The organism is Stenotrophomonas sp. YJH_SMC_4 (assembly GCF_059371575.1).
The window spans coordinates 45,318-71,441 of sequence record NZ_JCAFUR010000010.1; the positions used below are offsets into that span (position 1 = coordinate 45,318).

17 protein-coding genes are annotated in these 26,124 nt (G+C 68.3%); 9 read left to right on the top strand and 8 right to left on the bottom strand.

Going from position 1 to position 26,124, the window contains the following annotated elements; all coding sequences use genetic code 11:
* Nucleotides 1-60 precede the first annotated feature (60 nt).
* From AC5P9F_RS14745 to AC5P9F_RS14765, 5 genes are all read right to left on the bottom strand, one after another.
* Nucleotides 61-1,086 (bottom strand): copper resistance protein B, encoded by a 1,026-nt coding sequence (locus AC5P9F_RS14745; protein WP_495221915.1) that lies wholly within the window; start codon nt 1,084-1,086, stop codon nt 61-63.
* Nucleotides 1,083-2,897 carry a copper resistance system multicopper oxidase gene (locus AC5P9F_RS14750; protein WP_414491601.1) on the bottom strand — a complete coding sequence of 605 codons (1,815 nt, stop codon included), beginning with the start codon at nt 2,895-2,897 and terminating at the stop codon, nt 1,083-1,085. The genes AC5P9F_RS14745 and AC5P9F_RS14750 overlap by 4 nt, the downstream gene beginning before the upstream one ends.
* Before the next feature lie 75 nt (nt 2,898-2,972).
* Nucleotides 2,973-3,353 (bottom strand): CopL family metal-binding regulatory protein, encoded by a 381-nt coding sequence (locus AC5P9F_RS14755; protein ID WP_414491602.1) that lies wholly within the window; start codon nt 3,351-3,353, stop codon nt 2,973-2,975.
* Between the two features lie 154 nt (nt 3,354-3,507).
* A complete protein-coding gene (gene recQ / locus AC5P9F_RS14760) occupies nt 3,508-5,313 on the bottom strand; it encodes a DNA helicase RecQ (protein WP_012481057.1) in 1,806 nt (601 codons plus the stop codon).
* Between the two features lie 559 nt (nt 5,314-5,872).
* The gene (locus AC5P9F_RS14765) at nt 5,873-6,421 is read right to left on the bottom strand and encodes a Dps family protein (protein WP_005410730.1); all 549 of its coding nucleotides are present in this window, start codon (nt 6,419-6,421) and stop codon (nt 5,873-5,875) included.
* An 86-nt stretch (nt 6,422-6,507) separates the two neighbouring features.
* On the opposite strand from AC5P9F_RS14765, the gene hrpA reads away from it, so the two are divergent.
* Entirely contained in the window at nt 6,508-10,593 is a 4,086-nt protein-coding gene (hrpA, locus tag AC5P9F_RS14770) for an ATP-dependent RNA helicase HrpA (protein WP_495231990.1), read from the top strand.
* A 72-nt stretch (nt 10,594-10,665) separates the two neighbouring features.
* Here hrpA and AC5P9F_RS14775 read toward each other — a convergent pair whose 3' ends face one another.
* Complete coding sequence (locus tag AC5P9F_RS14775; protein WP_005410728.1) at nt 10,666-11,202, bottom strand: hypothetical protein; 537 nt, start codon at nt 11,200-11,202, stop codon at nt 10,666-10,668.
* A gap of 130 nt (nt 11,203-11,332) precedes the next feature.
* On the opposite strand from AC5P9F_RS14775, the gene AC5P9F_RS14780 reads away from it, so the two are divergent.
* The 8 genes from AC5P9F_RS14780 to tsaB all read left to right on the top strand — a co-directional run bounded on the left by AC5P9F_RS14780 (nt 11,333) and on the right by tsaB (nt 23,560).
* The gene (locus AC5P9F_RS14780) at nt 11,333-13,489 is read left to right on the top strand and encodes a bifunctional (p)ppGpp synthetase/guanosine-3',5'-bis(diphosphate) 3'-pyrophosphohydrolase (protein WP_043035705.1); all 2,157 of its coding nucleotides are present in this window, start codon (nt 11,333-11,335) and stop codon (nt 13,487-13,489) included.
* Between the two features lie 30 nt (nt 13,490-13,519).
* The gene (locus AC5P9F_RS14785; RefSeq protein WP_308679013.1) at nt 13,520-15,091 is read left to right on the top strand and encodes a hypothetical protein; all 1,572 of its coding nucleotides are present in this window, start codon (nt 13,520-13,522) and stop codon (nt 15,089-15,091) included.
* Nucleotides 15,092-15,154: 63 nt separating this feature from the next.
* Complete coding sequence (locus tag AC5P9F_RS14790) at nt 15,155-16,045, top strand: NAD-dependent epimerase/dehydratase family protein (RefSeq protein WP_308679011.1); 891 nt, start codon at nt 15,155-15,157, stop codon at nt 16,043-16,045.
* 74 nt (nt 16,046-16,119) lie between these two features.
* On the top strand, nt 16,120-17,172 hold the full coding sequence (locus AC5P9F_RS14795) for a glycosyltransferase family 2 protein (protein ID WP_049395338.1): 1,053 nt from the start codon (nt 16,120-16,122) through the stop codon (nt 17,170-17,172).
* A gap of 84 nt (nt 17,173-17,256) precedes the next feature.
* The gene (mrcB, locus tag AC5P9F_RS14800; protein ID WP_049395340.1) at nt 17,257-19,695 is read left to right on the top strand and encodes a penicillin-binding protein 1B; all 2,439 of its coding nucleotides are present in this window, start codon (nt 17,257-17,259) and stop codon (nt 19,693-19,695) included.
* Nucleotides 19,692-20,228, top strand: a complete 537-nt coding sequence (locus AC5P9F_RS14805; RefSeq protein ID WP_114619126.1) for a hypothetical protein — start codon at nt 19,692-19,694, stop codon at nt 20,226-20,228. The genes mrcB and AC5P9F_RS14805 overlap by 4 nt, the downstream gene beginning before the upstream one ends.
* A 560-nt stretch (nt 20,229-20,788) precedes the next feature.
* Nucleotides 20,789-22,837, top strand: a complete 2,049-nt coding sequence (yoaA, locus tag AC5P9F_RS14810) for a DNA repair helicase YoaA (protein ID WP_012481048.1) — start codon at nt 20,789-20,791, stop codon at nt 22,835-22,837.
* A gap of 9 nt (nt 22,838-22,846) precedes the next feature.
* A complete protein-coding gene (gene tsaB / locus AC5P9F_RS14815; RefSeq protein WP_099523213.1) occupies nt 22,847-23,560 on the top strand; it encodes a tRNA (adenosine(37)-N6)-threonylcarbamoyltransferase complex dimerization subunit type 1 TsaB in 714 nt (237 codons plus the stop codon).
* Nucleotides 23,561-24,140: 580 nt separating this feature from the next.
* Here the strand turns inward: tsaB and AC5P9F_RS14820 are convergent.
* Both AC5P9F_RS14820 and gshB read right to left on the bottom strand, forming a co-directional pair.
* Nucleotides 24,141-25,025 carry an energy transducer TonB family protein gene (locus AC5P9F_RS14820; protein WP_049459282.1) on the bottom strand — a complete coding sequence of 295 codons (885 nt, stop codon included), beginning with the start codon at nt 25,023-25,025 and terminating at the stop codon, nt 24,141-24,143.
* The gene (gene gshB / locus AC5P9F_RS14825; RefSeq protein WP_005410718.1) at nt 25,025-25,972 is read right to left on the bottom strand and encodes a glutathione synthase; all 948 of its coding nucleotides are present in this window, start codon (nt 25,970-25,972) and stop codon (nt 25,025-25,027) included. Before gshB ends, AC5P9F_RS14820 begins: the two co-directional genes overlap by 1 nt.
* Between the last annotated feature and the right edge of the window lie 152 nt (nt 25,973-26,124).

Sequence of the window (26,124 nt, forward strand, 5' to 3'; positions counted from 1 at the left end):
TGGCGCAGTGTAGCCGGCCCCGGCGGCTGCTGGGGCTGGCCATTGCTCACGAACCGCTGCTCAGAACCACATGCGCACGCCCGCCACCCAACGCGTGTCGCGCGCGTGGTCACCGGCATAGTCGGCGGTGTCGCCAAACGTACGTTCGTGGCTGATGCTGATGTACGGCGCGAAGCGACGGCTGAACTCGTAGCGCAGGCGCAGGCCGGCCTCTACCTTGTTCAGGCCACGGCCGATGCCGTACTCCTGCTCGTCCTTGGCCGCAACGGTAGCTTCCAGCAGCGGCTGCAGGATCAATCGGTTGGTCAACAGCACGTCGTACTCGACCTCGGCCTTGGCCAGCACCTGGCCGCCGGAGCCCATGTACAGCGTGGCCGAGCTTTCGAACTTGTACGGCGCCAGACCCTGGATGCCGATGGCCGCCCATGTGCGCGAGTCGGACGGGCGGAAGTCCTGGCGCACGCCGACCAGCACGTCCCACCACGGCGACACGCTGCGACCATACAGTGCTTCCAGTGACGACGATTCGGTGCGGCCGCGGCTGCGTTCGCCATCGGTGCGCAGCCACAGGCGGTTGATGTTGCCGCCGACCCAGCCGGTGGCCTCCCATGCCTGGCCGTTGCTGCTCTTGCCATCCCAATGCTCAAGCCGGTCGATCAGCAGCAGGCTGTTGATCTCCGGCGCGTGTTCCATCGCACCGTGCGCGATCGGCGGGAAGGCGGCGGCGCGGTCGGCATCGGTCGGGACCGGGATCGGTTCGCGCGGTTCGGTGGGTGCAGGCGTGCCGTGGCCCATCGCCCCGTGGTCCATCTGCGAATGGTCCATCGCCGCTGGCTGCATCGAGCCATGGTCCATCTTCGAGTGGTCCATCGTGGGGTGGTCCATGCCGGCCTGATCCGCCGCACCCATGTCCATCTCCGAATGATCCATCTTTGAATGATCGACCGGTTCGGCCGGGGTCTTCGCGCTCTTCGCAGGCACGTTCATCGCGCCCATGTCATGGCCGGCGTGCGACTGCGCGAACACCGGCAACGCGGCGGCGAGGCCCAGGGCCAGCAGGCTGGGGGAAAGCAGTGAGCGGCTCATTCTTCGATCCTCACTTCGCGCATCATGCCCGCTTCCATGTGGTACAGCAGATGGCAGTGGTAGGCCCAGCGGCCGAGTGCATCGGCGCGCACGCGATAGCTGCGGCGGGTGCCCGGCGGCATGTCGATGGTGTGCTTGCGGACCTGGAACTCACCTTGCGCGTTTTCCAGATCGCTCCACACGCCGTGCAGGTGGATCGGGTGCTGCATCATGGTGTCGTTGACCAGCACGATGCGCATGCGCTCGCCGTAGTTCAGCCGCAGCGGCTCGGCGCTGGCGAACGGGACGCCATCGAACGACCACGAGAATTTCTCCATGTGGCCGGTTAGGTGCAGCTCGATCTCGCGGCTCGGCTCGCGGCCATCCGGGTCTTCGAACAGGCTGCGCATCGCGCCGTAGGTCAGCACCTGGCGGCCGTTGTCGCGCAGGCCGATGCCAGGGTCGTCCAGCTTCGGCTCGGTGGCCGAACTCTGCATGTCCATCAGCGGGTTGTTGCGCTCGCTGGCCGGATGCTTCGGTACCTTGCTGGCGGTACCGCCGCCGCCGCCGTGCGCACCGTGGCCCATGCTGGCGCCGCAGCTACCTTCCGTGCCCTTCATCGCGGCCATGTCGTGGCCACCATGACCACCACTGCCCATGTCGTGCCCCATGTCGCTCATCGTCAGCAACGGGCGTGGGTCGCGCGCGGGAATCGGTGCCTGCAGTCCGTGGCGTACCGCCAGCGTGCCGGCGGCGTAGCCGGTGCGACCCATGTCCTGGCAGAAAATGGTGAACGCATCCTGGCCGGTGGGTTCGACCAGCACGTCGTAGGTTTCGGCGGGAGCGATGCGGAATTCGTCGATGCTGACCGGGTGGATGTACTGGCCGTCAGCGGCCACCACGGTCATCTTCAAACCGGGGATGCGCACGTCGAAGTAGGTCATCGACCCGCCGTTGATGAAGCGCAGCAGCACCTTTTCGCCACTGCGGAACAGGCCGGTCCAGTTGCCGGCCGGGGCGGTGCCGTTCATCAGGTAGGTGTAGGTATGCGCGTTGATATCGGAGATATCGGTGGGCGTCATCCGCATCCGGCCCCACATGCCACGGTCGGACAGCGCCGCGGACCAACCGTCGCGTTTCGCGTCGCGCAGGAAGTCGGGCAGGGTGCGCTTGTAGTAGTTGTCGTGCTCGGCCAGCTTCTTCATGCGCCGGAACAGCGCGCCCGGATCCATGTCGGTCCAGTCGGACAGCATGATCACGTGCTCGCGGTCGTGGTGGTACGGCGCCGGTTCGGCCGGGTCGATGATCAGCGCGCCGTACAGGCCGGCCTGTTCCTGGAACATCGAGTGGCTGTGGTACCAGTAGGTGCCCGACTGCTTCAGCTGGAAGTGGTAGTGGTAGGTCTCGCCGGGGCCGATGCCGTTGAAGCTCAGGCCCGGCACGCCGTCCATGTTGGCCGGCAGCAGGATGCCGTGCCAGTGGATGGAGGTCGGGTGGCGTTCCAGCGTGTTGCGCACGAACAGGTCCACGGTCTGGCCTTCGCGCCAGCGCAGGATCGGGGCCGGCAACGAGCCGTTGACGGTGATCGCCGGGCGGGTGCGGCCGGTGAAATTGGCCAGCGATTCGCCGATGGCCAGTTCGATGCGGGTATCGCTGAGCACGGCGGGGGCACCGGCCAGCCGTGGGGCGGCAGTGGCGGCGGCGAGCGCGCGCTGCGGCACGCCGACAGCGGCGATGCCGGCGACCACGCCACCGGCGGCCAGGCCCTGCACGAACAGGCGGCGCGACGGCATGGGCACAGCGCCCGGACCGGGGGGATTGCGGGTATTCATGGTGGAGACTCCAGACACGGAAAGACGCCGGCAGGCCGCCGGCTCCGGTGCGCAGGGCGCACAGTGCGTGTGGAATCAGCCGATGGGAGGGCGTGAGATCGGCGGCAGCGGCGGCGACGGGCGGCCGGTGGCCGGCATCGGCTGTGGTGCCAGCGACAACGCCGGGCCGGCCATGAACGGCAACGCCTGCACCACCAGCAGCGGGTGCTGGGCGCAGCTGCGCACGCAGTCCTTGATCTGGCAGTTGGCGTCGTGGGCGGGGGCCTTGGCCTGCGGGGCCTGATCGGCGTGCATGGCGGCGTGGTGGTGGCAGTCGGCATCACCGCCTTCAAGGGCGGCTGCCGCGTGGGCCATCCGGCCCATTTCCTCGTGACCGCTGGCCATGGCCGCGTTCAGCCCGTTGAGCAGCAGGCTGAGCATGAGCACGACACGAAGCAGGGTCGAGGCGAGGGACATGGCGCTAATCTAGCCGCAAGCGGCCGTGGATGCACTTCCGGCTGAATGGCCGGTTCAAGGTTGGACCTGCACCAATGTAGAGCCGAACCCGCGCTCGGCTGCCTCTGCGGCCACGGCAGCCGAGCGTGGGCTCGGTGCTACAGGGAGCCGGGCGTTACCCTTCTTCGCGCACGATCTCGACCAGGCGCGGGCCGTAGCGGCTCAGCTTGGTGCCGCCGATGCCGCCGACCCGGGCCAGTTCATCCAGGCTGGTCGGGCGCTGCTCGGCGATGTTGCGCAGGGTGCTGTCGTGGAAGATCACGAAGGCAGGCACGTTCTGTTCGCGCGCCAGTTCGGCACGCAGGCCGCGCAGGGCGTTGAACAGTGCCAGGTCCTGCGGCAGTACCGACAACCCGGTGCGCTGCGCACTGCGCTCGCGTCCGCTGGTGCTGCTGGCCGGGTCGCGGCGCATGCTGATCTGGCGGCGGCCGGTCAGCACGTCACGGCTGGCATCGGTCAGGCGCAGGCCACCGTGGCCCTCGCTGTCCACTTCCAGCAGGCTGGCGGCGACCAGCTGGCGGAACACACTGCGCCAGCTGCGCGCATCCAGATCGCGGCCGATGGCGTAGGTGCTGAGCTTGTCGTGGCCCTGCTGCTTCACCTTCTCGTTCTCGCTGCCACGCAGGACGTCGATCAGGTGGCCGACGCCGAAGCGCTGGCCAGTGCGGTAGACACAGCTCAGTGCCTTCTGCGCCGGAATGGTCGCGTCCCACGAGGCCGGTGGCGTCAGGCAGTTGTCGCAGTTGCCGCACGGCTGGGGATAGGTCTCGCCGAAACCGGCCAGCAGCACCTGGCGGCGGCACTGCATGGATTCGCAGTAGCCCAGCAGGTGATCGAGCTTGCCCCGCTCCAGCTGCTTGCGTTCTTCGCCGGCCTCGGATTGTTCGATCATCTGCTTGAGCAGTACTACGTCGCCCAGGCCGTAGCACAGCCAGGCCTCGGCAGCTTCGCCATCACGACCAGCGCGGCCGGTTTCCTGGTAGTAGCCTTCCATCGACTTGGGCAGGTCGGTATGCGCGACAAAGCGCACGTCCGGCTTGTCGATGCCCATGCCGAAGGCGATGGTGGCGCACATGACGATGCCGTCCTCGCGCAGGAAGCGGCGCTGGTTGTTCGCGCGCACTTCCGGCGGCAGGCCGGCGTGGTAGGGCAGGGCGTTGAAGCCCTGGCCGCAGAGGAATTCAGCGGTCTCCTCGACCTTGCGCCGCGACATGCAGTAGACGATGCCGGCCTCGCCACGGTGGCCGCGCAGGAAATCGGTCAGCTGCTTGCGCGCGTTGTCCTTCTGCACCACGGTGTAGCGGATGTTGGGGCGGTCGAAGGAGCTGACGAAGTGGCGTGCTTCCTGCAGATCCAGGCGCTCGGCGATCTCGCGCTGGGTCGGCGGGTCGGCGGTGGCGGTGAGCGCGATCCGCGGAATCTGCGGCCAGCGCTCGTGCAGTACGGTCAGCTGGCGGTATTCCGGGCGGAAGTCGTGGCCCCACTGCGACACGCAGTGGGCTTCGTCGATGGCGAACAGGGCGATCTGGCTGCGCGACAACAGCGACAGGAAGCGGCCGGTCAGCAGCCGCTCGGGAGCGACATAGAGCATGTCCAGCTCACCCGCGAGCAGTTCGCGCTCGACGCGGCCGGCGGTCTCGGCATCCAGGGTTGAATTCAGGTACTCGGCACGCACGCCGAGCTGGCGCAGGGCTTCGACCTGGTCCTGCATCAGCGCGATCAGCGGCGAGATGACGATGCCACATCCGTCACGCAGCAGGGCCGGGACCTGGTAGCACAGCGACTTGCCACCGCCGGTGGGCATCAGTACCAGGGCATCATGACCGGCAGCCACATGCTCCACGATGTCCTGCTGCGGACCACGGAAATCGTCGTAACCAAAGACGCGTTGGAGCAGGTCGTGCGCGGGACGGGAAGCCATCCGGCTAGTTTACCCCGGCGGGGGAGTCGGGAGGGCTGCGCCCTGCACCTGCTACAAGCCAGAGCAACGTCAAAGGCAACAGCCGGCTCTGGGGTGTCTTCTGGCTGGGCGGGGCGGTGTGGGCTTGCAGGACACGCCGTAAACCGGTCCGTGGGGGCTCGATGGCGCCATCCATGGCGCCAACGGTCCTGCAAGCCCACACAGCCCCACCCCCGACAGTTTCCCGGTGACGGTGGATCCATCCACGCCATGCGTGGATGAAATCTGTCAGATATCGACAAACAAAATGGGGTCGGATCCGTTTTCCTGCGGAAAACGGATCCGACCCCAATGGCTTTGCTGGCAGATCGCGGAAAACTGTCGAAGGCGGGGTGGGGCCGGTGGCAGGGGTGTCCGCGGCATGGATGCCGCGGCCAAGCCCCCAAGGACGGGTTTACGGCGTCCCCTGCCACCGGATCCACCCCGCCAACCCTCAGGAAACCAGCTTCTGCTCTGGCTCTGGCCTTTGATTTAAGGCCTCGGCGGGTGCAGGGCGCAGCCCTGCCGAGCCCCCCAACTCTTACTGGAGCAGGGAACGCAGCATCCAGGCGTACTTCTCGTGTGTCTGCAGCCGCTGGGTCATCAGATCCTCGGTCGGGGCGTCGTCCCCCTTGGCCGCCACCTCCAGCACTTCACGTGCCGTACGGCAGACCGCTTCGTTGGCGACCACCAACTGGCGTACCATTTCACGCCAGTCCGCACTGTCGGTCAGGCCCGGTTCCTCGGCGATCGAGGTCAGCGCAGCGAATTCCCGGTAGGAGCCCGGGGCATTGAAGCCCAGCGCGCGGATGCGCTCGGCCACGTCGTCCAGTGCCGCCCACTGCTCGGTGTACTGCGTCTCGAACATGGTGTGCAGCGAGTTGAACATCGACCCGGTCACGTTCCAATGGAAGTTGTGCGTCTTCAGGTAGAGCGTGAACGCATCGGCCTGGAAGCGCGACAGACCGTCGGCGATCTTCTTGCGGTCGCCCTGGGTGATCCCGATATCGATGTTCGGTGCCGACGGTGCCGCCGCAGCAAGCTTCTGCTTGCCGGTCTTGGCCTTGGTCGTGCTCTTGGTCTTCGCCATGGGGTTCCTCCTTGTGGAATCGTTGGCCTTCACAATAAACCGGTCGTGATGACTGGTCGCTTTCAAAGTTTTGAACGAACCGATTGATGAACTCTATCGATAAAAATCCATCGCCCCGCCTGCGCCAACAGCGTGCCGCCATCGACGGCGCCATGAGCCGCGACCGGGGCCGTTTGCTGGGGATGCTCTCGCGTTGCCAGGCCAAGCCACAGGATGCGGCACTGGCCGCCACCTTCGAGCAGGCCTTGCAGGCGTCGGTGCAGCGCCGGCAGGTGCGGGCGCAACAGCAGCCGTCCATTACTCTGGACCCGCAGCTGCCGATTGCGCGTGAAGCCGACGCCATCATCGGGCTGATCCGCGAACATCAGGTGGTGGTGATCGCCGGTGAAACCGGCTCGGGCAAGACCACCCAGCTGCCGAAACTGTGCTTGGCCGCCGGCCGTGGCCAGGCCGGCATGATCGGCTGCACCCAGCCGCGACGGATTGCCGCACGTGCGGTGGCCAGCCGCGTGGCACAGGAACTGCAGAGTGAACTGGGCCAGCTGGTCGGCTACCAGGTGCGCTTCAATGACAAGGTCAGCGAAGACAGCCGCATCAAGTTCATGACCGACGGCATCCTGCTGGCGGAGATCGCCAGTGACCGCTGGCTGTCGAACTACGACACGATCATCGTCGACGAGGCGCACGAACGCAGCCTCAACATCGATTTCCTGCTGGGCTACCTGAAGCAGCTGCTGCGCAAGCGCCCGGACCTGAAGCTGATCGTCACTTCGGCCACCATCGACACCGAGCGCTTCGCCCAGCATTTCGACAATGCGCCGGTGATCAGCGTCGAAGGCCGGACCTATCCGGTGGAAGTGCGCTACCGCGCGCTGGAAGGCGAGGGCGAAGACCAGGGCGAACGCACCGTCAACGACGCCATCGTGTCGGCCATCGACGAGATCACCCGCCTGGATGCGCGCGGCGACGTGCTGATCTTCCTGCCGGGCGAGCGCGAGATCCGCGATGCGCACCAGTCGCTGGAACGGCGCAAGTACCGTAATACCGAGGTGCTGCCGCTGTACGCGCGCCTGTCCAACCAGGACCAGGACCGGGTGTTCAACCCCGGGCCGAACCGGCGCATCGTGCTGGCCACCAACGTGGCGGAAACCTCGCTGACGGTGCCGCGCATCCGTTACGTGGTCGATCCGGGCTTCGCCCGCGTCAAGCGCTACAGTCCGCGCAACAAGCTGGACCGCTTGCACATCGAGCCGATCTCGCAGGCCAGCGCCAACCAGCGCAAGGGCCGCTGCGGCCGTATCGCCGAAGGTATCTGCTACCGCCTGTACGCCGAAGCCGATTTCCAGGCGCGGCCCGAATTCACCGATCCGGAAATCCGCCGCTCCAGCCTGGCCGGGGTGATCCTGCGCATGCTGCAGCTGGGCCTGGGCCGCATCGAGGATTTCCCGTTCCTGGAAGCGCCGGACGAGCGCGCGGTAGCCGATGGCTGGCAGCAGCTGACCGAACTGGGCGCGATCGACGCCGAGCGGCGCATGACCACCATCGGCAAGCAGATGGCACGCCTGCCGGTGGACGTGAAGCTGGCACGCATGCTGGTCGCCGCGCAGGCTGCCGGCTGCCTGCGGCCGATGCTGGTGATCGCCTCGTTCCTGGGCATCCAGGACCCGCGCGAACGCCCACCCGAAGCGCGTGGTGCGGCCGACAGCGCGCACGCGCAGTTTGCCGATGGCCGCTCCGAGTTCGTCGGCGTGCTGCGCCTGTGGGATGCCTACCGGCAGGCCCATGAAGACCTGACGCAGTCCAAGCTGCGCGACTGGTGCGGACGTCATTTCCTCGGCTTCCTGCGCATGCGCGAGTGGCGCGAGCTGCATCGCCAGCTGCGGCTGCTGTGCGAGGAACTGGGCTGGAAGGAAGAGGCCAGCGAGGCGTCGATGGCGCCGTTGCTGGCCGGCAGCAGTGCGCCGGCGCCGGCGCGTGATGACGCGGCGGCGGTGAAAGCCACCCGGGGCCAGCTGCACCGCGCCGCGCGCTTGGCCCGCGAAGGCAAGGCGGAGACCGCACCGGCGCCGGTGGCCGTGCGCGCGCAGAAGGAACAGGCGCCCGCCGGCGGCGGCTTCAGCGAACGCATGCGCGCCGCCGCCTACCAGACCCTGCACCGCGCGCTGGTGGCGGGCCTGCCGACGCAGATCGGCCACCGCACCGAAAAGGGCGATTTCCAGGCGCCGCGCCAGCGTCGCTTCCTGCCGTTCCCGGGTTCGGCGCTGTCCAAGCGGCCGCCGCCGTGGCTGCTGGTGGCCAACCTGCTGGATACGCAGAAGGTGTGGGGCATGACCCTGGCCGCGATCGAACCGGACTGGGTGATTGCCGAGCTGCCGCACCTGCTGCTGCGCAAGCACTTCGATCCGCACTGGTCGCGCGCACAGGGGCAGGTGCTGGCGTCCGAGCAGATCAGCCTGTTCGGCCTGGTGCTGGCGCCGAAGAAGCCGGTGCATTACGGCCGCATCTCGCCGGGCGAGGCACATGACATCTTCGTGCGCCAGGCATTGGTGACCGGCGAGATCAACACCCGCGCCAGTTTCGTGGCCGACAACCAGAAAGTGCTGGAGGTCGCCCGCGAGGAGGAAGCCAAGCTGCGCCGCGCCGGCATTGTTGCCGACGAGGACTGGCAGGCGCGCTGGTACCTGGACCGGGTACCGCCGCAGATCCATTCGGCGGCGGGGATGGATACCTGGTGGAAGGGACTGGCACCGGAACAGCGCAAGGCGCTGCACTGGTCGCTCGCAGACTTGCTGCCCGGAGAGGGCAGTGAGCAGGAGCGCTACCCGAAATACCTGGCGCTGGGCCAGGCGCGGTTGCCGCTGCACTACCGCTTCGAGCCGGGTGCCGACGATGACGGCGTGACCCTGGACGTGCCGCTGCACCTGCTCAATGCATTGGACCCGGTGCAGCTGGGCTGGCTGGCGCCGGGCTTCGTCGCCGACAAGGCCTCGGCACTGATCCGCAGCCTGCCCAAGGCAATGCGCCGCAATTACGTGCCGGCGCCGGACTTCGGCCGCGCGTTCTACGAGGCGTTTCCGCAGCCCAGCGCCGATGCCATCACCGGCGAACTGGCGCGTTTCCTGTCACGTGCAACCGGTGCCACCGTGACCGCGCTCGATTTCGAGCCCGGTTCGATCGAGCCGCATCTGCACATGAACCTGCGGCTGCGCGACGAGCAGGGCAAGGTGCTGGCCACTTCGCGTGATCTGGACGCACTGCGCGCGAAATTCGGCGGTCGTGCCGGCGATGCCTTCGCTGCACGCGCTGGCCGCGAGATGGCGGCCGATGGCCTGCGCACGTTCCCGGCCATGCCGATACCGCTGCAGGTACCCGGTGAAGCCGGCGTTCCGGCCTATCCGGCGTTGCTGGACGAGGGTGACAGCGTGGCGCTGCGCATCTTCGCCGATCGGCAGCAGGCACAGGAGGCTCACCCGCTGGGCGTGCGCCGGCTGCTGGAGATCGCCCTGGCCGAGAAGGTCAAGCAGGCGCGCAAGCAGCTGCCGGTGGGCGCCAAGACCGGCCTGTTGTATGCGGCGATCGAGTCGCAGGAGCGCCTGCGTGGTGACCTGGTGGATGCGGCAATGAACGCGGTGTTGGCGGAGGGCCTGGAAGACATCCGCGATGCGGCGGCCTTCGAACAGCGCCGTGAGCATGCGGCCAAGGCCCTGTTCGGCGAGGCCATGTCGCGGCTGAAACTGGCCGAAACCATCCTGGCGCTGGTGGCGGAACTGAAGCCGATGCTGGAAGCACCGTTGATGGGTTGGGCGCGCGGCAACCTGGACGACATGGAAGCGCAGCTGTCCGGGCTGATCCACCCCGGTTTCCTGCGCGATACGCCGGCCGACGCGCTGGCGCAGTATCCGCGTTACCTGAAGGCGATGATCCTGCGCACCGAACGCGCCAAGCGTGATCCGCCACGTGACCAGGCACGCATGCTGGAACTGCATCCGTTCCTGGAAGCGCTGGAAACGGCAGAGCAGCAGGGCCTGCGCGATCGCCCGCAATGGCAGGCACTGCGCTGGGACCTGGAAGAGCTGCGGGTGTCGCTGTTCGCGCAGGAGCTGGGGGCACGTACCGGCATTTCGGCGAAGAAGCTGGCGCAGCGGGTGACGGCACTGCGCCAGGCCTCGTAACCCCCGACCGACCCCGCCGGACGATGACCGGCGGGGTACGGTGGGATGTCATCCACGCGTGGCGTGGATCCACTACTTGGAGCGGCGCACCTTGGGCTGGCTGTTCACGCCTTCCACCTTCATGTACCACACGCCCATCACGCCGGGCTTGATGCTGACCTTGGGCGATTGCTTGCGCACGCCGACCACGCTGGTGCTGTCGGTCTGCTCCCATTCCTGGCCGTTGTCCAGCACGTAGACGCGGCCCTTGCCGAAGCCACGGAACTCGCCCTGCAGCACGCCGGTGATCGGCTCGCTGCTGCCGAAATCGAAGAACCCGCGGTTCTTCACGATCACTTCCTGGCGGCCCTGTTCGCGGGCTTCTTCGCGTACCGCTGCCACAGCCTGGGTCGTCGCCGCTTCAACCTTGCCCTGCAGCCAGCGGTTGAGCGTGGCCAGTTCCTGCGCGCTCAGCTTGTCCAGGCCGGCCGCCTTGAATTCGGTCGGCGACATCTGCTGCTGCAGGTCACCGTCCACCACGCGCTGGGCCAGCGCAGGCGCCGACAGGGACAGCAGCAGTGCGGCGCAGGCCAGCAGCCGTGGACGGAAACGTGGGGCGATCGAGGGCATGGCGGAACTCTCCTGGGTTTGCCGGCGAGTGTAGCGGCATGTCTTCATGCCGGGTGATGGTGGCTGCGGTGATTGTCCCTGAACGGCGCCGGCGCTAGTGTAGGAACCTCTGTCTTGCCTGCTCGATGCTGTGAACCGCGCTTCTGTCCCCGGCCTGGATGCCTTGTTGAACCGTCCCTCCGCCGCGGTGCTGCCCGCTCCGCTGCGCCAAGCCCTGCGCGAACACTGGGAAGCACCGGAGTGCGACCACCAGATGCGCGCCAGCTGGTCGGTGCTGGGCGATACCCTCGATGCACTGTCGATGCTCTCGGCCGACGAAGGCGCGGTGGTTGCCGCGCTGTTGTTCGACCTGCCCGGCCTGCGCGCCAGCCTGGACCAGCTGCCGCTGGGCAACCACAAGGCGGCGGTGATCGGCCTGCTCGACGGCCAGGACGCCGCCGATCCGGTCTGGGCGCTGCATGCTGGCCGCGAGGCCGGGCGCAACAGCGAGGGCCTGCGCCGCCTGCTGCTGGCGATCATCCGCGACCTGCGCGTGGTGCCGATCCTGCTGGCCCGGCAGCTGGCGAGAATGCGCGCTGCCGACAAGCTGGACGACGAGCAGCGCCGGGCGCTGGCGCAGCTGACCCGCGACATCCATGCGCCGCTGGCCAACCGGTTGGGCATCTGGCAGCTGAAGTGGGAGCTGGAGGACCTGGCGTTCCGCCACCTGGAGCCGGAAACCTACCGCCGCATCGCGCGCGAGGTGGACGAAACCCGCGTGGCGCGCGAGCGCTACGTGCAGAACGTGAAGAAGCAGCTGTCGCGCGAGCTGGCCGCACAGGGCATCCATGCCGAAGTGAGCGGCCGCCCCAAGCACATCTACAGCATCTGGCGGAAGATGCAGAAGAAGCGGCTGGCGTTCGACCAGCTGTACGACATCCGCGCGGTGCGGGTGATGGTCGACGACGTCGCCGCCTGCTACGCCGCGCTGGGTGTGGTGCATGCGCTGTGGGCCCCGGTGCCGAGCGAGTTCGACGATTACATCGCACGCCCGAAGGCCAACGACTACCGTTCGCTGCACACCGCCGTGGTCGGCCCGGAAGGGCGCACGATCGAAGTGCAGATCCGCACCCACGAGATGCATTCCCAGGCCGAGCTGGGCGTGGCCGCGCACTGGAAGTACAAGGAAGGCGGCAAGGGCGCGGAAAAGTCGTTCGATCGCAAGATCACCTGGATGCGCCAGCTGCTGGAGCAGGCGCAGGACGGGCAGGGCAATGAACTGGCCGGGGCACTCGACGCCGAGCTGACCGAGGACCGGGTCTATGCGCTCAGCCCGAAGGACGAGGTGCTGGACCTGCCCCAGGGGGCCACGCCGCTCGATTTCGCCTACCAGGTACATACGATGGTGGGCCACCGCTGCCGTGGCGCCAAGGTCAATGGCCGCATCGTGCCGCTGACCTATCGCCTGCGCAGCGGCGACCGTGTCGAGATCCTCACCGGCAAGGAGGCCGACCCCCGCCGCGACTGGCTGATGCCCGCGCTGGGCTTCCTGGCCAGCAACCGCTCGCGCGAAAAGGTGCGTAGCTGGTTCCACAAGCTGGACCGCGCGCGCAACGTGCAGGCCGGGCGCGAACTGCTCGAGCGCGAGCTGAAGCGCCTGGGGCTGCAGCATTCGGATCTGGCGGTGGCGGCGAAGAAGTTCCATGCCGACAGCGTTGACGACCTCTACATCCAGGTGGCGCTGGGCGACACCGGCCCGAACCAGGTCAGCCGTACGCTGCTGGAGGCAGAGCGCGCGGCCAGCCAGCCGGCCCCTGCGCCGGCGCTTCCGCGCCCGACCGCCCGCCGCGAGAACCTGGGCAAGTCCAAGTTCACGGTGCAGGGCGTGGGCAATCTGCTGGTGCAGCTGGCGCGCTGCTGCCAGCCGGTGGCCGGCGAACCGATCGTCGGCTACCTCACCCGTAGCCGTGGTGTCACCGTGCACCGGGCAGACTGTGCCGCGCTGGCCCGGCTGGCGGCCACCAGCCCGCAGCGCATCCTGCCGGTGGAATGGGGCCAGGCCGGGGGCGGCTACGAGGTGGACGTGGTGGTCAATGCGGTCGACCGCCGCTGGCTGCTGAAGGACATCACCAACCTGATCGCCCAGGAAGACGCCTACGTGCTCGACATCCACAGTGACAACGTGCGCAACAGTGGCCGTGCCCATCTGCGCCTGAGGCTGAAGGTCAGCGACTACGACCAGTTGTCGAACCTGCTGGGCAAGCTGGACGCGCTGCCGGGCGTGAGCGAGGCGCGTCGCCTCGGCTGAGCTTCACGCCGCCCCGGCTACCCTGCACGCATGGAACGCGAGCCCCCGTATCGCCCGCATGGCGCTGAACACCCTGCGCTGGATCGCGTCCGCCGCGAAGGCCGCTGGTGGTGGCTGCAGGCACGTCATGCGCGGCGGGTCTGGCGATGGGCGCTGGTCGCGGCGCTGGCGGTGTTCGTGCTGCTGGTGCTGCTGCGCAAGCCGCTGGCCGACTGGTTCTGGGACGAGCCGCAGATCGAACAGCTGCTGGTCGAAGGCGATCGTGCGCTCGCCGCCGGCCGGCTGAGTGCGGCCGACGGCAGTGGTGCGCGGGAGCGCTACCAGGCGGTGCTGGCACTGGATGGCGATCGGCCGCAGGCGCGCCAGGGCCTTGCACGAACCGCCGCGGCAGCATTGCAGCAGGCCCGCGACAAGCTGCAGGGCGACGATCTGGAGGGCAGCGCGCAGTCACTGGCGCTGGCTCGCGAGCTGCAGGTGCCGCAGGGCGACGCCGACGCCGTGGCCCGCCAACTGCAGGCGCGGCGTAGCGCCGGCGCCGGTATCGGCGCATTGCTGGCCCAGGCCCGCAATGCGTTCGCGGCCGGCCGGCTGGACGATGGCGACAGCAGTGCGCTGCCGCTGTTCCAGCGCATCCTGGCACTGCAGCCGGACAACCTGCCCGCTCTGGAGGGGCGCGAGGATGCACTGAGCGATCTGCTGCAGCACGCGCGCGCCCTGGCCGGACGCGGGGAACTGGCCGAAGCCGCTGCGACGTTGCAGCGCGCGCGCCTGTTCGATGCAGGCCACGCCGATCTTCCCGCCAGCCAGGAGGCCCTGGCACGGGCGGTCGACGAGCGCTTGCGGCAGGCACAGCGCGCACTTCAGCGACAGCAGCTGGAACGTGCCGCAAAGGGGTTCCTCGCCGTGCTGGCGGTGGCGCCGGACGATCCCACTGCCCAGCGGGGCCGCGAGCAGGTGCTGCAGGCGGTGCTGGCGCGAAGCCAGATCCAGGCCGACGATTTCCAGTTCGAGGCGGCGCAGCGTGATGCCGTGCTGGCCGAGGCACTGGGCGCTTCGCAGGCGGCACGACAGCAACTGGTGCAGCGCCTGCAGCGTGCACGGCAGGCCCGGGAGGCACTGCAGCAGCCCGCAGTGAGCAACGCGCAGCGTGAACACGAGCTGCGCGATCACCTGCGCCGGATCGAACGCGCCGAGCGCGCAGGCCAATGGATCAGCCCGCCGGGGCACAGCGCATTCGATGCCCTTCGCGAAGCACAGGCGCTGGCACCGCGCGATTCACGGGTGAAGGCCGCGGCCGCGCGCCTGCTGCCTGCCAGTCGCCGTTGTTTCGACGACAACCTCCGGCAGAACCGGGTGCAGGCTGCAGGTGCCTGCCTGCAGGCCTGGCAGACGTTGTCTCCCACCGCTGGCGGCCTGCCTGCGGCCCGCCAGCGCCTCGCGCAGCGTTGGATTGCGATTGGCAGCGAACGATTGGGCAACGGAGATGTCGCCTTTGCCGAACGTGCGCTCCAGCAGGCGGGCGAGCTTGGCGTCGGCCCTTCCAGCAGCGAGTACCAGCAGTTGCGGCAGCGCCTGCGCGACATCGGGGTGTCGTTGCCCTGAGCCCGCCGCTGCCGGAGGGACCGCTATAGTAGCCACCCCTCGCAACATCCCCACGGAGTGCCGATGACCGTCCTTGTTTCCGGAGCCACCAGCCAGATCGGCCGGTTCCTGCTGCCGCGCCTGGTGCAGGCGCATGGGCGGGTACATGCGGTGAGCCGGCAACCGCAACCGGCACAGGACGGCGTGCAGTGGCTGTGCGGGGACCTGGCAGCTGCGCTGGACAGCGTGCCGTCTCCGGACTGGCAGGCGATTGCCAGCTTCGGCCCCCTTGAAGCATTGGCGCAGTGGTTGTCGCGGCAGACGGCGGCCCCCGCGCGGCAGGTCATCGCCACCAGTTCGATGAGCGTGCTGAGCAAGCAGAATTCCGAGCAGGCCGACGAGCAGGACGTCGTGGCGATGCTGCAGCGGGGCGAAGCGGGCCTGATCGCGCAGGCCGAGCGTCTTGGCATGGGCTGGACGATCCTGCGGCCGACCCTGATCTATGGGGCCGGCATCGACCGCAGCATCACCCCGATCGTGCAGCGTGCGCTGCGTCTGCGCCTGTTTCCGATTCCGCTGGTGGGAGGCCTGCGCCAACCGGTGCATGCCGACGATATCGCCCGCGCCGTGGTGGCCTGCATTGCCACCGGTGCAGCGTCGGCACGGGTGCTGGAAATCGGCGGTGGCGAGCGCCTGCCCTATCACGCGATGTTCCGCCGCGTGCACGCCAGCCTGGCACAGCCGACATTGGCGCTGCCGTTGCCGGGCGCGGCACTGCGGGGCCTGGCCGCGGTGCTGCCGCGGGCGCGTGGTCCGGTGTCACGCCTGCAGCAGGATCTGATTGCGGACAATGGCCCACTGCAGGCGCTGCTGGACGTACATCCGCGGCCGTTCCAGCCCGACGCGGACACGTGGCGACCGATGAGCGCGGCCCAGGCCGTGCAGCGGATCGCTGCGTATCCCGGCAACGGCTAGCCAGCCATCGTATCCATCCTCTTGGGAGGGGCTCTGCTACCATCCCCCGGCCCTTGTTTCCGCGAGTACGTTCGATGCCTGACGCGCCATCCCGATCGGCCCCTGCCGAGCGCATTGGCGTCGCGCTGTGCACCTACAACGGTGCGCGCTACCTGCAGGCGCAGCTGGACAGCATCCTCGACCAGGATCTTCCGGTGAACGAAGTCATGATCGGCGATGACGGTTCCAGCGACCAGACGCTGCAGCTGTTGCAGGCCTTCGTGCCGCGTGCACAGGCGCTGGGCATCCGTGTCGAGATCGTCCAGCACGCGCGCAATCTCGGCTATGTGCGCAATTTCGCCGATGCACTGATGCGTTGCCAGGCCGACATCCTGTTCCTGTGCGACCAGGATGATGTCTGGCATCCGGGGCGTGTCCGCCGCTATGTTCAACGCTTCCAGGCAGACCCGGCCCTGTTGCTGCTGCACAGCGATGCATGGCTGGTGGACGCGCAGGGCGCGCCGCTTGGCCAGCGGTTGCTGGAGGTACTGGTGGTCCATCCGGCCGAGGTCGAGCTGGAACGCTCGGGCCTTGCGATCGACGCGATCCTGCTGCGCAACTTCATCACCGGTGCCACCTGTGCGCTGCGCCGCGGGCTGCTGGCCGGATCGCTGCCGGTCCCGCCGGGCTGGAGCCACGACGAATGGCTGGCGGTCCACGCATCGCTGCGTGGAGGATTGGACATGCTGGCCGAACCGACCATCGACTACCGGCAGCATGGCAACAACCAGATCGGTGCCAGTCGCCGCGGTTTCCTGCAACGCCTGCGCCATCTCGATCTGTTCGATTCACAGGCGCGCCAGCGCACGGCCGGCCGCCTGCTGGCCCTGGCCGATCTGCTGGGGCAGCGCGGCGTGGTGGTGGCGCCGGAGCGCTTCCAGGGACTTCACGCGCTCGCCTGGCGCATGGCCTGGTCGCGCCTGCAACTGTATCGCCGCGTGGATGTGCCGGCAGGCTGGATCGCCCATGATGCGCCGCGGTTGATCGCACGCCTGGCCAACGTCTGCCTGGCGGGGGGCGGCTGGAAAGGGGGCTGGGCAGCGCTTGCGGGTGCGTGGGCCGGGTGGCGGGCGCCGCGCGCTGCTTGAACTGCAGTGAAACCGCGGGCCATCGCCTGCCAGCCACCGCGGCGCCTGCGTTAGACTCGCCAGACCCTACCTGCCTGCATGCCCGTGCCCCGACGCTACGATTCCGACGACATCGACGATTTCGACGACGACCAGCAGGACGACAGCCCGCTGTGGCGGCGTCGCCTGATCACCTGGAGCATGGCTGCGGTCGCGTTGGGATTGGGCTTCCTGATCCCTTATACGCTGTACCTGAACCAACAGGTGACCCAGCGCTTCGGTGAACTGCGCTGGCAGATCCCGACCCGGGTATATGCGCGGCCGCTGGTGCTCACACCCGGCAAGGCGATGGACGCGGCGACCCTGAAGACCGAACTCGCCGCATCCGCCTACCGCGATGACGGGCAGGGCAAGGAGCCGGCGACCTATGCGGTGAACGGCGGGCGCTTTGTCATTTCCAGCCGTGGCTACAACGATGTGGATGGCCGCGTCGCACCGCGTCGGCTGGAACTGTCGCTGGCAGACGGTGCGGTCGCGTCGCTGCGTGATGCCGACAACCGCAAGGCGCTGAAGGCTGCGCGCCTGGACCCGGCGCGTATTGCCACCCTGTACGGGCAGAAGCAGGAAGAACGCCGCCTGATCCGCATGGACGAGGCGCCGGACCTGCTGGTGACCGGCCTGCAGGCGGTGGAGGACAAGGACTTCAACCGTCACCACGGCATCGATCTGTCCGGCATCGCGCGCGCGGTGTGGGTGACGGTCCGTTCCGGTGGCCAGAGTCGCCAGGGGGCGTCCACGCTGACCCAGCAGCTGGCCCGCAGCGGCCTGCTCGGGATCGGCAAGGAACAGACGGTCACCCGCAAATTCAACGAAGTGCTGTACGCGCTGATCATGGAGGCGCGCTACGACAAGCGCACCATCTTCGAGGCCTATCTCAACCAGGTGTACCTGGGGCAGCGCGGCAGCCAGGCCATCCACGGCATGTCTTCCGGCGCCGAGTTCTGGTTCGGCCGTGACCTGCAATCGCTGGAAACCGAGCAGATCGCGCTGCTGATCGGCCTGGTCAAGGGCCCGTCCTACTACGATCCGCGGCGCAACCCGGAACGCGCGCTGGATCGCCGTAATTTCGTGCTGGGCAAGCTGCATGAGGCGACGCTGATCGACGATGCCGAGTACCAGCGTGCGCTGAAGGCGCCGCTGGGCGTGCCCAAGACGCCGGGCCTGGTGGCGGCCAACCGCTTCCCGGCCTATGTGGACCTGGTTCGCCGCCAGCTCGGCCATGACTATCCGGAATCGGCGCTGCAGGGCGCCGGCCTGAGCGTGATGACCGGCATGTCGCCGTCTGCGCAGGCCTATGCCGAAGGCGCGGTGACCCGCACCATCAAATCGCTGGAAAGCAAGCGCCGTCCCGAACTGCAGGCCGGCATGGTGCTGACCGACGTGCACAACGGTGACGTGCTGGCGGTGATCGGCAGCCGTGAGGTGTCCGAGGTGGGGTTCAATCGAGCGATCGAAGCACAGCGTCCTGTCGGCTCGCTGTTGAAGCCGTTCGTGTACCTGCTGGCGCTGGCGCAGCCGGACCGCTACTCGCTGGCCAGCTGGGTCGACGATTCGCCGGTGACGGTGCAGCTCGGCCGTGGCCGCAACTGGAGCCCGGGCAACGCGGACAACCGCAGCCACGGCACCGTGCGCCTGATCGACGCGCTGGCGCATTCCTACAACCAGGCCACGGTGCGCGTGGGCATGCAGGTCGGCCCCGAGCGTGTGACCCAGCTGATCCACGTGCTGGCCGGCATCAAGGCCGAAGCGAATCCGGCGGTGATCCTCGGTTCGACCGACCAGAGCCCATACGCGATGGCACAGCTGTACCAGTTCCTCGCGTCCGGTGGCGAAATCCAGCCATTGCATGCGGTGCGTGGCGTACTCGATCCGCAGGGCAAGCTGCTCAAGCGTTACGACAAGACCCCGGCACCGGCCCAGGAAGGCGATTCGATTGCCGCCAACCTGATCAGTGTCGGCCTGCAGCAGGTGGTTGCCAGCGGCACCGCGCAGCGGCTCAACGCCGATGGCCTCAGCCGCCTGCAGCCGGCCGGCAAGACCGGTACCACCAACGATGGTCGTGACAGCTGGTATGCCGGTTACACCGGGGATCACCTGGCGGTGATCTGGATCGGCAACGACCAGAACGAGCAGGCTGGCCTGTACGGTGCCACCGGCGCGATGCGGGTCTGGTCGGGCATCTTCCAGCGTCTTCCCAGTGCGCCGCTGCGGGTCAGCAACAAGGGCCTGGACTGGCAGTCGGTGGCCGCCACCGGCCTCAACACGACTGATGAGGGCTGCCCGGGAGCGCGCCGCTTCCCGTTCGTGGTCGGCTATGCGCCGGCCTATGCGCCCTGTGCACCGGCGGTGTCGCCGGACGGGCAGGGCGAGGCCGAAGGCGAGGGTGGCGGCTGGCGCAGCTGGTTCGGCCTGGACCGCAAGCCGGAAGCGCCTGCCGAACCTGCTGCGACACCCGCCGCCGCCACTCCTCCCCCGAGCCGATGATGCCGATGAACATGCGATCCCTGCTGCAGCCCCTGGCCCTGACCGGCCTCAGCCTGGCCCTGGCCGCTTGCGTGAGCAGTGCACCGCCGGTGGTCAAGCCGGTCGATACCACCACGCCGGCGCAGCGCCTGGCCGCAGTTGACGCAGCCGCTGGCCCGGATGACAAGGAGTTGTCGGTGCAGCCGTTGCGTGACTCGCAGGTGGAAGATCTGCGGGTGACCGCGCAGGCACAACGCTTGGCCAACGATCTGGCCGGCGCCGCCAGCAGCCTGGACCATGCGCTGGAGATCGTCGCTGGTGACCCGGCGGTGCTGCAGGAGCGCGCCGAGCTGGCGCTGCTGCAGGGGCAGTGGGCACAGGCGGAGGCGTTCGCGCGCAAGGCGGTCGACCTGGGCTCGAAGACAGGGCCGCTGTGCCGCCGGCATTGGGCGACGATCGAGCAGTCGCGCCTGGCGCGGGGCGAGAAGGAGAATGCGGTGTCGGCGCATGCGCAGATTGAGGGCTGCACGGTGCCGGGGATCAAGCGGTACTGAGGTATTCCACTCCATCGGGCGCTGCCCCCTCTGCGGCAAGCGCTCGCACTGATGGATGGTCGTGATGGGCCGTGTGGGTGGGGCGTGCAGGACACGCCGTAAACCCATCCCTGGGGGCTCGATGGCGCCATCCATGGCGCCAACGGTCCTGCACGCCCCACCCACCCGGTCCGCCATACATCGCGCGGGCCGCAGGCAAGAACAAAATCAAAATCAAAAGCGGGTCGCGCGCTGCGCGCGCTCGCTGCCATTTCTTTTCTTCTTTCCCCGTTACTCCCATCGCTTCTGAGCTGCCAGTCGAGCAGGCTCGGCTTTGCGAAGTCTGTCCCCTCCGTCACCGGGAAACTGTCGAAGGCGGGGGACTGTGGGTTTGCGGGGTGTCCGCGGCATGGATGCCGCGGCCAAGCCCCCAGGGACGGGTTTACGGCGTCCCCGCAAACCCACAGTCCCCCGCCAGTCCCCAGTACAACCCAGAGCCATGAACACCGCTGTTGCTGTTGCTGGTGCTCCGGCTTGAAACGGGTGCCGGGCAGCGCCCGGCCGGGTATCCTTTCCCTCTGATGTCCGACCTTGTCCATGCCAGCCGCGAAGCCCTCAGCGACGGCGGCGCGCTCGCCTCGCACCTGGATGCCTTCGTCCCGCGTCCGGCACAGCTGCACCTGACCGAAGCCATCGCCGATGCGCTGCAGCAGCGTGACCTGCTGCTGGCCGAGGCCGGTACCGGCACTGGCAAGACCTTTGCCTATCTGGTGCCGGTGCTGCTGTCCGGGCTGCGTACCATCATTTCCACCGGAACCCGCGCGCTGCAGGACCAGCTCTACCACCGCGATCTGCCACGGGTGCGTCAGGCACTGGGTGTCGGCCTGCGCAGTGCGCTGCTGAAGGGGCGCGCGAACTACCTGTGCCGCTATCGCCTGCAGCAGGCGCGCGGCGAGCCGCGTTTTTCCAGCCCCGAACAGGCGGCGCAGTTCCAGCGCATCCTGGCCTGGTCCGGTCGTTCGGAGTTCGGTGACATCGCCGAACTGGAAGGCCTGGCCGATGATTCGCCGCTGCTGCCGATGGTCACTTCCACTGTCGACAACTGCCTGGGTACCGACTGCCCGTTCTGGGACGACTGCTTCGTGGTGCGCGCGCGGCAGCGTGCGCAGGCGGCCGATGTGGTGGTGGTCAACCATCACCTGCTGCTGGCCGATCTGGCCCTGAAGCAGGATGGCTTCGGTGAACTGCTGCCGGGGGCGCAGGCCTTCGTCATCGACGAGGCACACCAGCTGCCCGAATTGGCCGCGCAGTTCTTCGGCGAAGGTTTCGGCATGCGCCCGTGGCAGGAACTGGGCCGCGACTGCCTGGCCGAAGCGCGTGGCGTCGGCGGCGCGCAGTCGGCGCTGCAGGAACCGGTCGACCAGTTGCAGCAGGCGCTGCTGGCCCTGCGTTCGGCGATGGAGGGACTGCCGCCGCGTGGCACGCAATGGCGCGCACTGGCGATGCCGCAGGTGCGCGATGGATTCGATACGGTGATGGCGGGGTTGGTGACGCTGGAGCAGGCACTGCAGCCGCTGCGCGAAGCCGCGGCGGGCCTGGATGCCTGCCATGCGCGGGCGCGCGAGGCGGTCTCGCGGCTCAGCCGCTGGCTGGGCGATGACGAACCTGCCCTCGATTTCGATACCGACCCGGCGGAAACCGCCACTGCCGCTGATGTGCTCTGGTACGAGCTCACGCCACGTGGTTTTCGCTGCCAGCGCACGCCGATGGATGTGTCCGGCCCGTTGCGTGAGCATCGCGAACGCAGTCGCGCGGCATGGATCTTCACCTCGGCGACGCTGACCGTGGGCGGTGGCTTCGACCACATCGCCACCCGCCTGGGCCTGGACGACCCGCATACGCTGGTCCAGCCAAGCCCGTTCAATTGGCCGGAGCAGGCGCTGTGCTACCTGCCCGAAGGCCTGCCTGATCCGGCTGCGCGGGGCTTCGGTACTGCGTTGATCCAGACCCTGCGGCCCGTGTTGCAGGCGTCGCAGGGCAGGGCATTCCTGCTGTTTGCCTCGCACCGTGCATTGCGCGAGGCCGCCGAGGCACTGCGTGATGGGCCATGGCCGTTGTTCGTGCAGGGCGAGGCGCCGCGCGCGACGCTGTTGCAGCGCTTCCGCGAATCGGGCAATGGCGTGCTGCTGGGCTCGGCCAGTTTCCGCGAGGGCGTGGACGTGGTGGGCGAGGCGCTGAGCGTGGTGATGATCGACAAGCTGCCGTTCGCGGCACCGGACGATCCGGTGTACGAGGCACGGCTGGAGGCGATCCGCAGCCAGGGTGGCAATCCGTTCCGCGATGAGCAGCTGCCGCAGGCGGTGATTGCGCTGAAACAGGGCGTCGGTCGCCTGATCCGCAGTGAGAGCGACCGTGGTGTGTTGGTATTGTGCGACCCGCGCCTGCTCAACCGTGGCTATGGCCGGGTCTTCCTCGATTCACTGCCGCCATTCCGCCGTACCCGCAGTCTGGCCGATGTGCAGGCCTTCTTTACGCCACAATGGGCGCCCGTGGCCGATGGTGCGGCTGCTCCGGCCGCCGTTGCGACCGGCCCCGAGCCGGCGCCCGGTGCCACGTTCCCCCTGTTCTGACCCGATCCGATGAAACTGCTCGCCTTTGAAACCGCCACCGAAGCCTGTTCCGTTGCCCTGCATGTCGATGGGCAGGTGCTGGAACGCTTCGAGATCGCCCCGCGCCGGCATGCCGAACTGAGCCTGCCGTGGGCGGAGGCGCTGCTGGCCGAAGCCGGCATCAGCCGCCGCCAGCTGGACGGTATCGCGCTCAGCCGCGGCCCGGGTGCGTTCACCGGCGTTCGCCTGGCGATCGCCATCGCGCAAGGCATTGCGCTGGCACTGGATCGGCCGTTGCTGCCGGTCTCGACGCTGCAGGTGCTGGCGCTGCGGGCACCGGCGGACGAAACGCAGATCCTGTCGGCGATCGACGCACGGATGGGGGAGTTGTACGTCGCGCGCTTCGAGCGTGTAGACGGCCTGCCGGTGGCACGCGATCCCGAGCGCGTGTGCGCACCCGCTGCGGTCGCGCTGCCGGAAGGGATGTCGGCCTACGGTGTCGGCACCGGTTTCGGTGCAGCCGAGGGGGCACTGGTGACCCAGCTGGGCACCGGCCTGCGCGGCTTTGATGCGACGGCGCTGCCGCGGGCGTCGGATGTGTTGGCACTGGCGGTGCCGGCGTTCGCTCGCGGCGAAGCCATTGCACCGGAGAAGGTCGAGCCGGCGTACCTGCGTGACAATGTGGCGCTGACCCTGGTCGAGCAGCAGGCCGCGCGCGAGGCGAAGGCGAAGGCCAACGGCTGAGCCCCTCGTGGCGGGGTTGGTTGATCGCATAAACCAAAAGCCGCGCTTGGCCGGGCGGGGTGGGTTCGCGGGGGACGCCGTAAACCCGTCCATGGGGGCTTGGCCGCGGCATCCATGCCGCGGACACCCCCGCGAACCCACCCCGCCCGACCTCTGACAGTTTCCGTGTGCGTCCGCCACGGAAAATCAAAAAAGAAAATCAAAGTCAAAAGCGGATCGCTTCGCTCGCATCCACGCGTAGCGTGGATGTGTGTCGACCAAGGTCGACACCTACCAATAGCAAAAATGCGCCGCGATCTGTCAGAGGTGGGGCGGTGTGGGCTTGCAGGACCGTTGGCGCCATGGGCCCGAGGCATGCCTCGGGCGGGTTGGGCAGGACGCCCAACCCCGGTCTTGCCGTGTGCGCAGGACAGCGCACACGAGCAAGGCGCCATCGAGCCCCCAGGGATGGGTTTACGGCGTGTCCTGCAAGCCCACACCGCCCCGCCAAACCCACAGCCCAACCGCCGCTGTTGCTGTTGCTTCAGTTGTTGCTGTTGCCTCCAGCGGGTCCCGGGCCGCAGGCCCGTGCAACAAAACCCTACCGGTCGTCGTGCAGGGTGCCGCCCGGCAGGAACACCCACGTACGGGTAACCTGCAGGATGTCGATCTCATCCTCGGTCTTCGGCAACGGCGGGAACGGCTGCGCCAGCTGCACCACCCGCAGGGCGGCCTCATCCAGCAACGGCGTACCGCTCGAACGCAGGATCCGGCTGCTCTCCACGCTGCCATCGCGGCGCACGCCCACGCTGATCACCACCTGGCCGCCGAGGCGGCGCTGCCGCGCCTCATCCGGGTAATTCAGGTTGCCTACCTTCTCGGCACGGTCGACCCAGGCGCGCAGGTAATTGGCATAGGCATACTCACGCGTGCTGGCCGACACGAACTTGCGGTTCGGGCGCTTGGCGTACTGCGCCGAGCGCAGATGTACTTCGGCAGCCAGCCGCGCCATCTCCACGTCGCGCTGTTCGCGTGCGCTCAAGGGCGCATCCGGTTCGGGCTGATCCGGCGTGGGGCGGGACTGCGCCTGCGCCACCACCTCTTCGCCATTGCGGCTGCTGACCACCCGTGCCTGTGGCGGCGGAACCGGCGCGGCCGATTGCTGCTGCTGTGGAACCGGGCTGATTCCGGACTGGGCCTGCGGCACGATGCCGGCCTGGCTGTCGCGCGGACGCTGTGCGCGGTCGTGCTCGCCACCGCCTTCCTGATTGGCCGCGGCCAGGAAATCGGCCTGCTTCGGGGTCAGCGCGGTGCGGGTCTGGCTGAAAATGACTTCCAGTGTCGGCACCAGCGGCGCATCGCCCTTCACGGCGAAGCCCACGCCCAGGATCAGCAGGGCGTGGACCAGCACCGACAGCGCGATGGTCGCCCCCAGCCGTTGCGCTTCGCGCGGCGGCGGGGGCAGGACGGCAGGTGCGGCAGACATCAGCGCAGGCCGGCCTCGAGTGCGTCGAACAGGGTGCCAGCGATGTTCAGGCCGTACTGCGCGTCCAGTTCGCGCACGCAGGTCGGGCTGGTCACGTTGACCTCGGTCAGGTAATCGCCGATCACGTCCAGGCCGACGAAGCGCATGCCGCGGCGCTTCATCTCCGGGCCGACCTGGGCGGCGATCCAGCGGTCGCGCTCGCTCAGCGGGCGGCCTTCGCCGCGGCCGCCGGCGGCCAGGTTGCCGCGGAATTCATCGCCCTGCGGGATGCGCGCCAGGCAGTAGTCCACCGGTTCGCCATCGACCAGCAGGATGCGCTTGTCACCGGCGGTGATGTCCGGAATGAACTTCTGGGCCAGCGCCAGCTTGCGGCCGCCGTCGGTCAGGGTTTCCAGGATCACGTTCAGATTCGGATCGCCCTGGCCGCTGCGGAAGATCGAGCGGCCGCCCATGCCGTCCAGCGGCTTCAGCACGGCCTGGCCGTGCTCCAGCGCAAAGGCCTTCAAGACCTTCGCGTCGCGGCTGACCAGGGTCGGCGGGCAGCACTGCGGGAACAGCAGCGCGGCCAGTTTCTCGTTGTAGTCGCGCAGGCCCTGCGGGTTGTTGACCACGCAGGCGCCGGCCGCTGCGGCCACGTCCAGCACCTGGGTGTCGTAGATGTATTCGGCGTCGACCGGCGGGTCCTTGCGCATCAGCACGATCTGGCCAGGGCCGAACTCGGTGCGGCTGAACGCGCCCAGCTCATACCAGCCGGCCGGGTCGTCGCGCACCTGCAGCGGCGCGGTCTGGGCCACCGCTACGCCACCCTCCAGGGCCAGGCCGCCCGGGCGCACGTAGTGCAGGGCATGGCCGCGGCGCTGGGCTTCCAGCAGCATGGCGAAGGTGGTGTCCTTGGCGATCTTGATGTGGGCGATGGGATCCATCACCACGATGACGTTCAACGGCATGGGCGCACCTGTCAGGCAAGGCGTTGATGGTAGCGGCAACGCCGCTCGCGCGCCTCCCCGCCGTCCTGCAACGCAGCGTCCGCCCGGCGGTCGCGCACGCATTGCGAAACCCGTCACGTTCAGGAGGGTGCCATGCCCCGCGCCATGGGGCG

Coding starts and splice junctions, on each gene's coding strand:
- AC5P9F_RS14745 (WP_495221915.1), bottom strand. CDS start 1,086: ATGAGCCGCTCACTGCTTTCCCCCAGCCTGCTGGCCCTGGGCCTCGCC.
- AC5P9F_RS14750 (WP_414491601.1), bottom strand. CDS start 2,897: ATGAATACCCGCAATCCCCCCGGTCCGGGCGCTGTGCCCATGCCGTCG.
- AC5P9F_RS14755 (WP_414491602.1), bottom strand. CDS start 3,353: ATGTCCCTCGCCTCGACCCTGCTTCGTGTCGTGCTCATGCTCAGCCTG.
- recQ (WP_012481057.1), bottom strand. CDS start 5,313: ATGGCTTCCCGTCCCGCGCACGACCTGCTCCAACGCGTCTTTGGTTAC.
- AC5P9F_RS14765 (WP_005410730.1), bottom strand. CDS start 6,421: ATGGCGAAGACCAAGAGCACGACCAAGGCCAAGACCGGCAAGCAGAAG.
- hrpA (WP_495231990.1), top strand. CDS start 6,508: ATGAACTCTATCGATAAAAATCCATCGCCCCGCCTGCGCCAACAGCGT.
- AC5P9F_RS14775 (WP_005410728.1), bottom strand. CDS start 11,202: ATGCCCTCGATCGCCCCACGTTTCCGTCCACGGCTGCTGGCCTGCGCC.
- AC5P9F_RS14785 (WP_308679013.1), top strand. CDS start 13,520: ATGGAACGCGAGCCCCCGTATCGCCCGCATGGCGCTGAACACCCTGCG.
- AC5P9F_RS14790 (WP_308679011.1), top strand. CDS start 15,155: ATGACCGTCCTTGTTTCCGGAGCCACCAGCCAGATCGGCCGGTTCCTG.
- AC5P9F_RS14795 (WP_049395338.1), top strand. CDS start 16,120: ATGCCTGACGCGCCATCCCGATCGGCCCCTGCCGAGCGCATTGGCGTC.
- AC5P9F_RS14805 (WP_114619126.1), top strand. CDS start 19,692: ATGATGCCGATGAACATGCGATCCCTGCTGCAGCCCCTGGCCCTGACC.
- yoaA (WP_012481048.1), top strand. CDS start 20,789: ATGTCCGACCTTGTCCATGCCAGCCGCGAAGCCCTCAGCGACGGCGGC.
- tsaB (WP_099523213.1), top strand. CDS start 22,847: ATGAAACTGCTCGCCTTTGAAACCGCCACCGAAGCCTGTTCCGTTGCC.
- AC5P9F_RS14820 (WP_049459282.1), bottom strand. CDS start 25,025: ATGTCTGCCGCACCTGCCGTCCTGCCCCCGCCGCCGCGCGAAGCGCAA.
- gshB (WP_005410718.1), bottom strand. CDS start 25,972: ATGCCGTTGAACGTCATCGTGGTGATGGATCCCATCGCCCACATCAAG.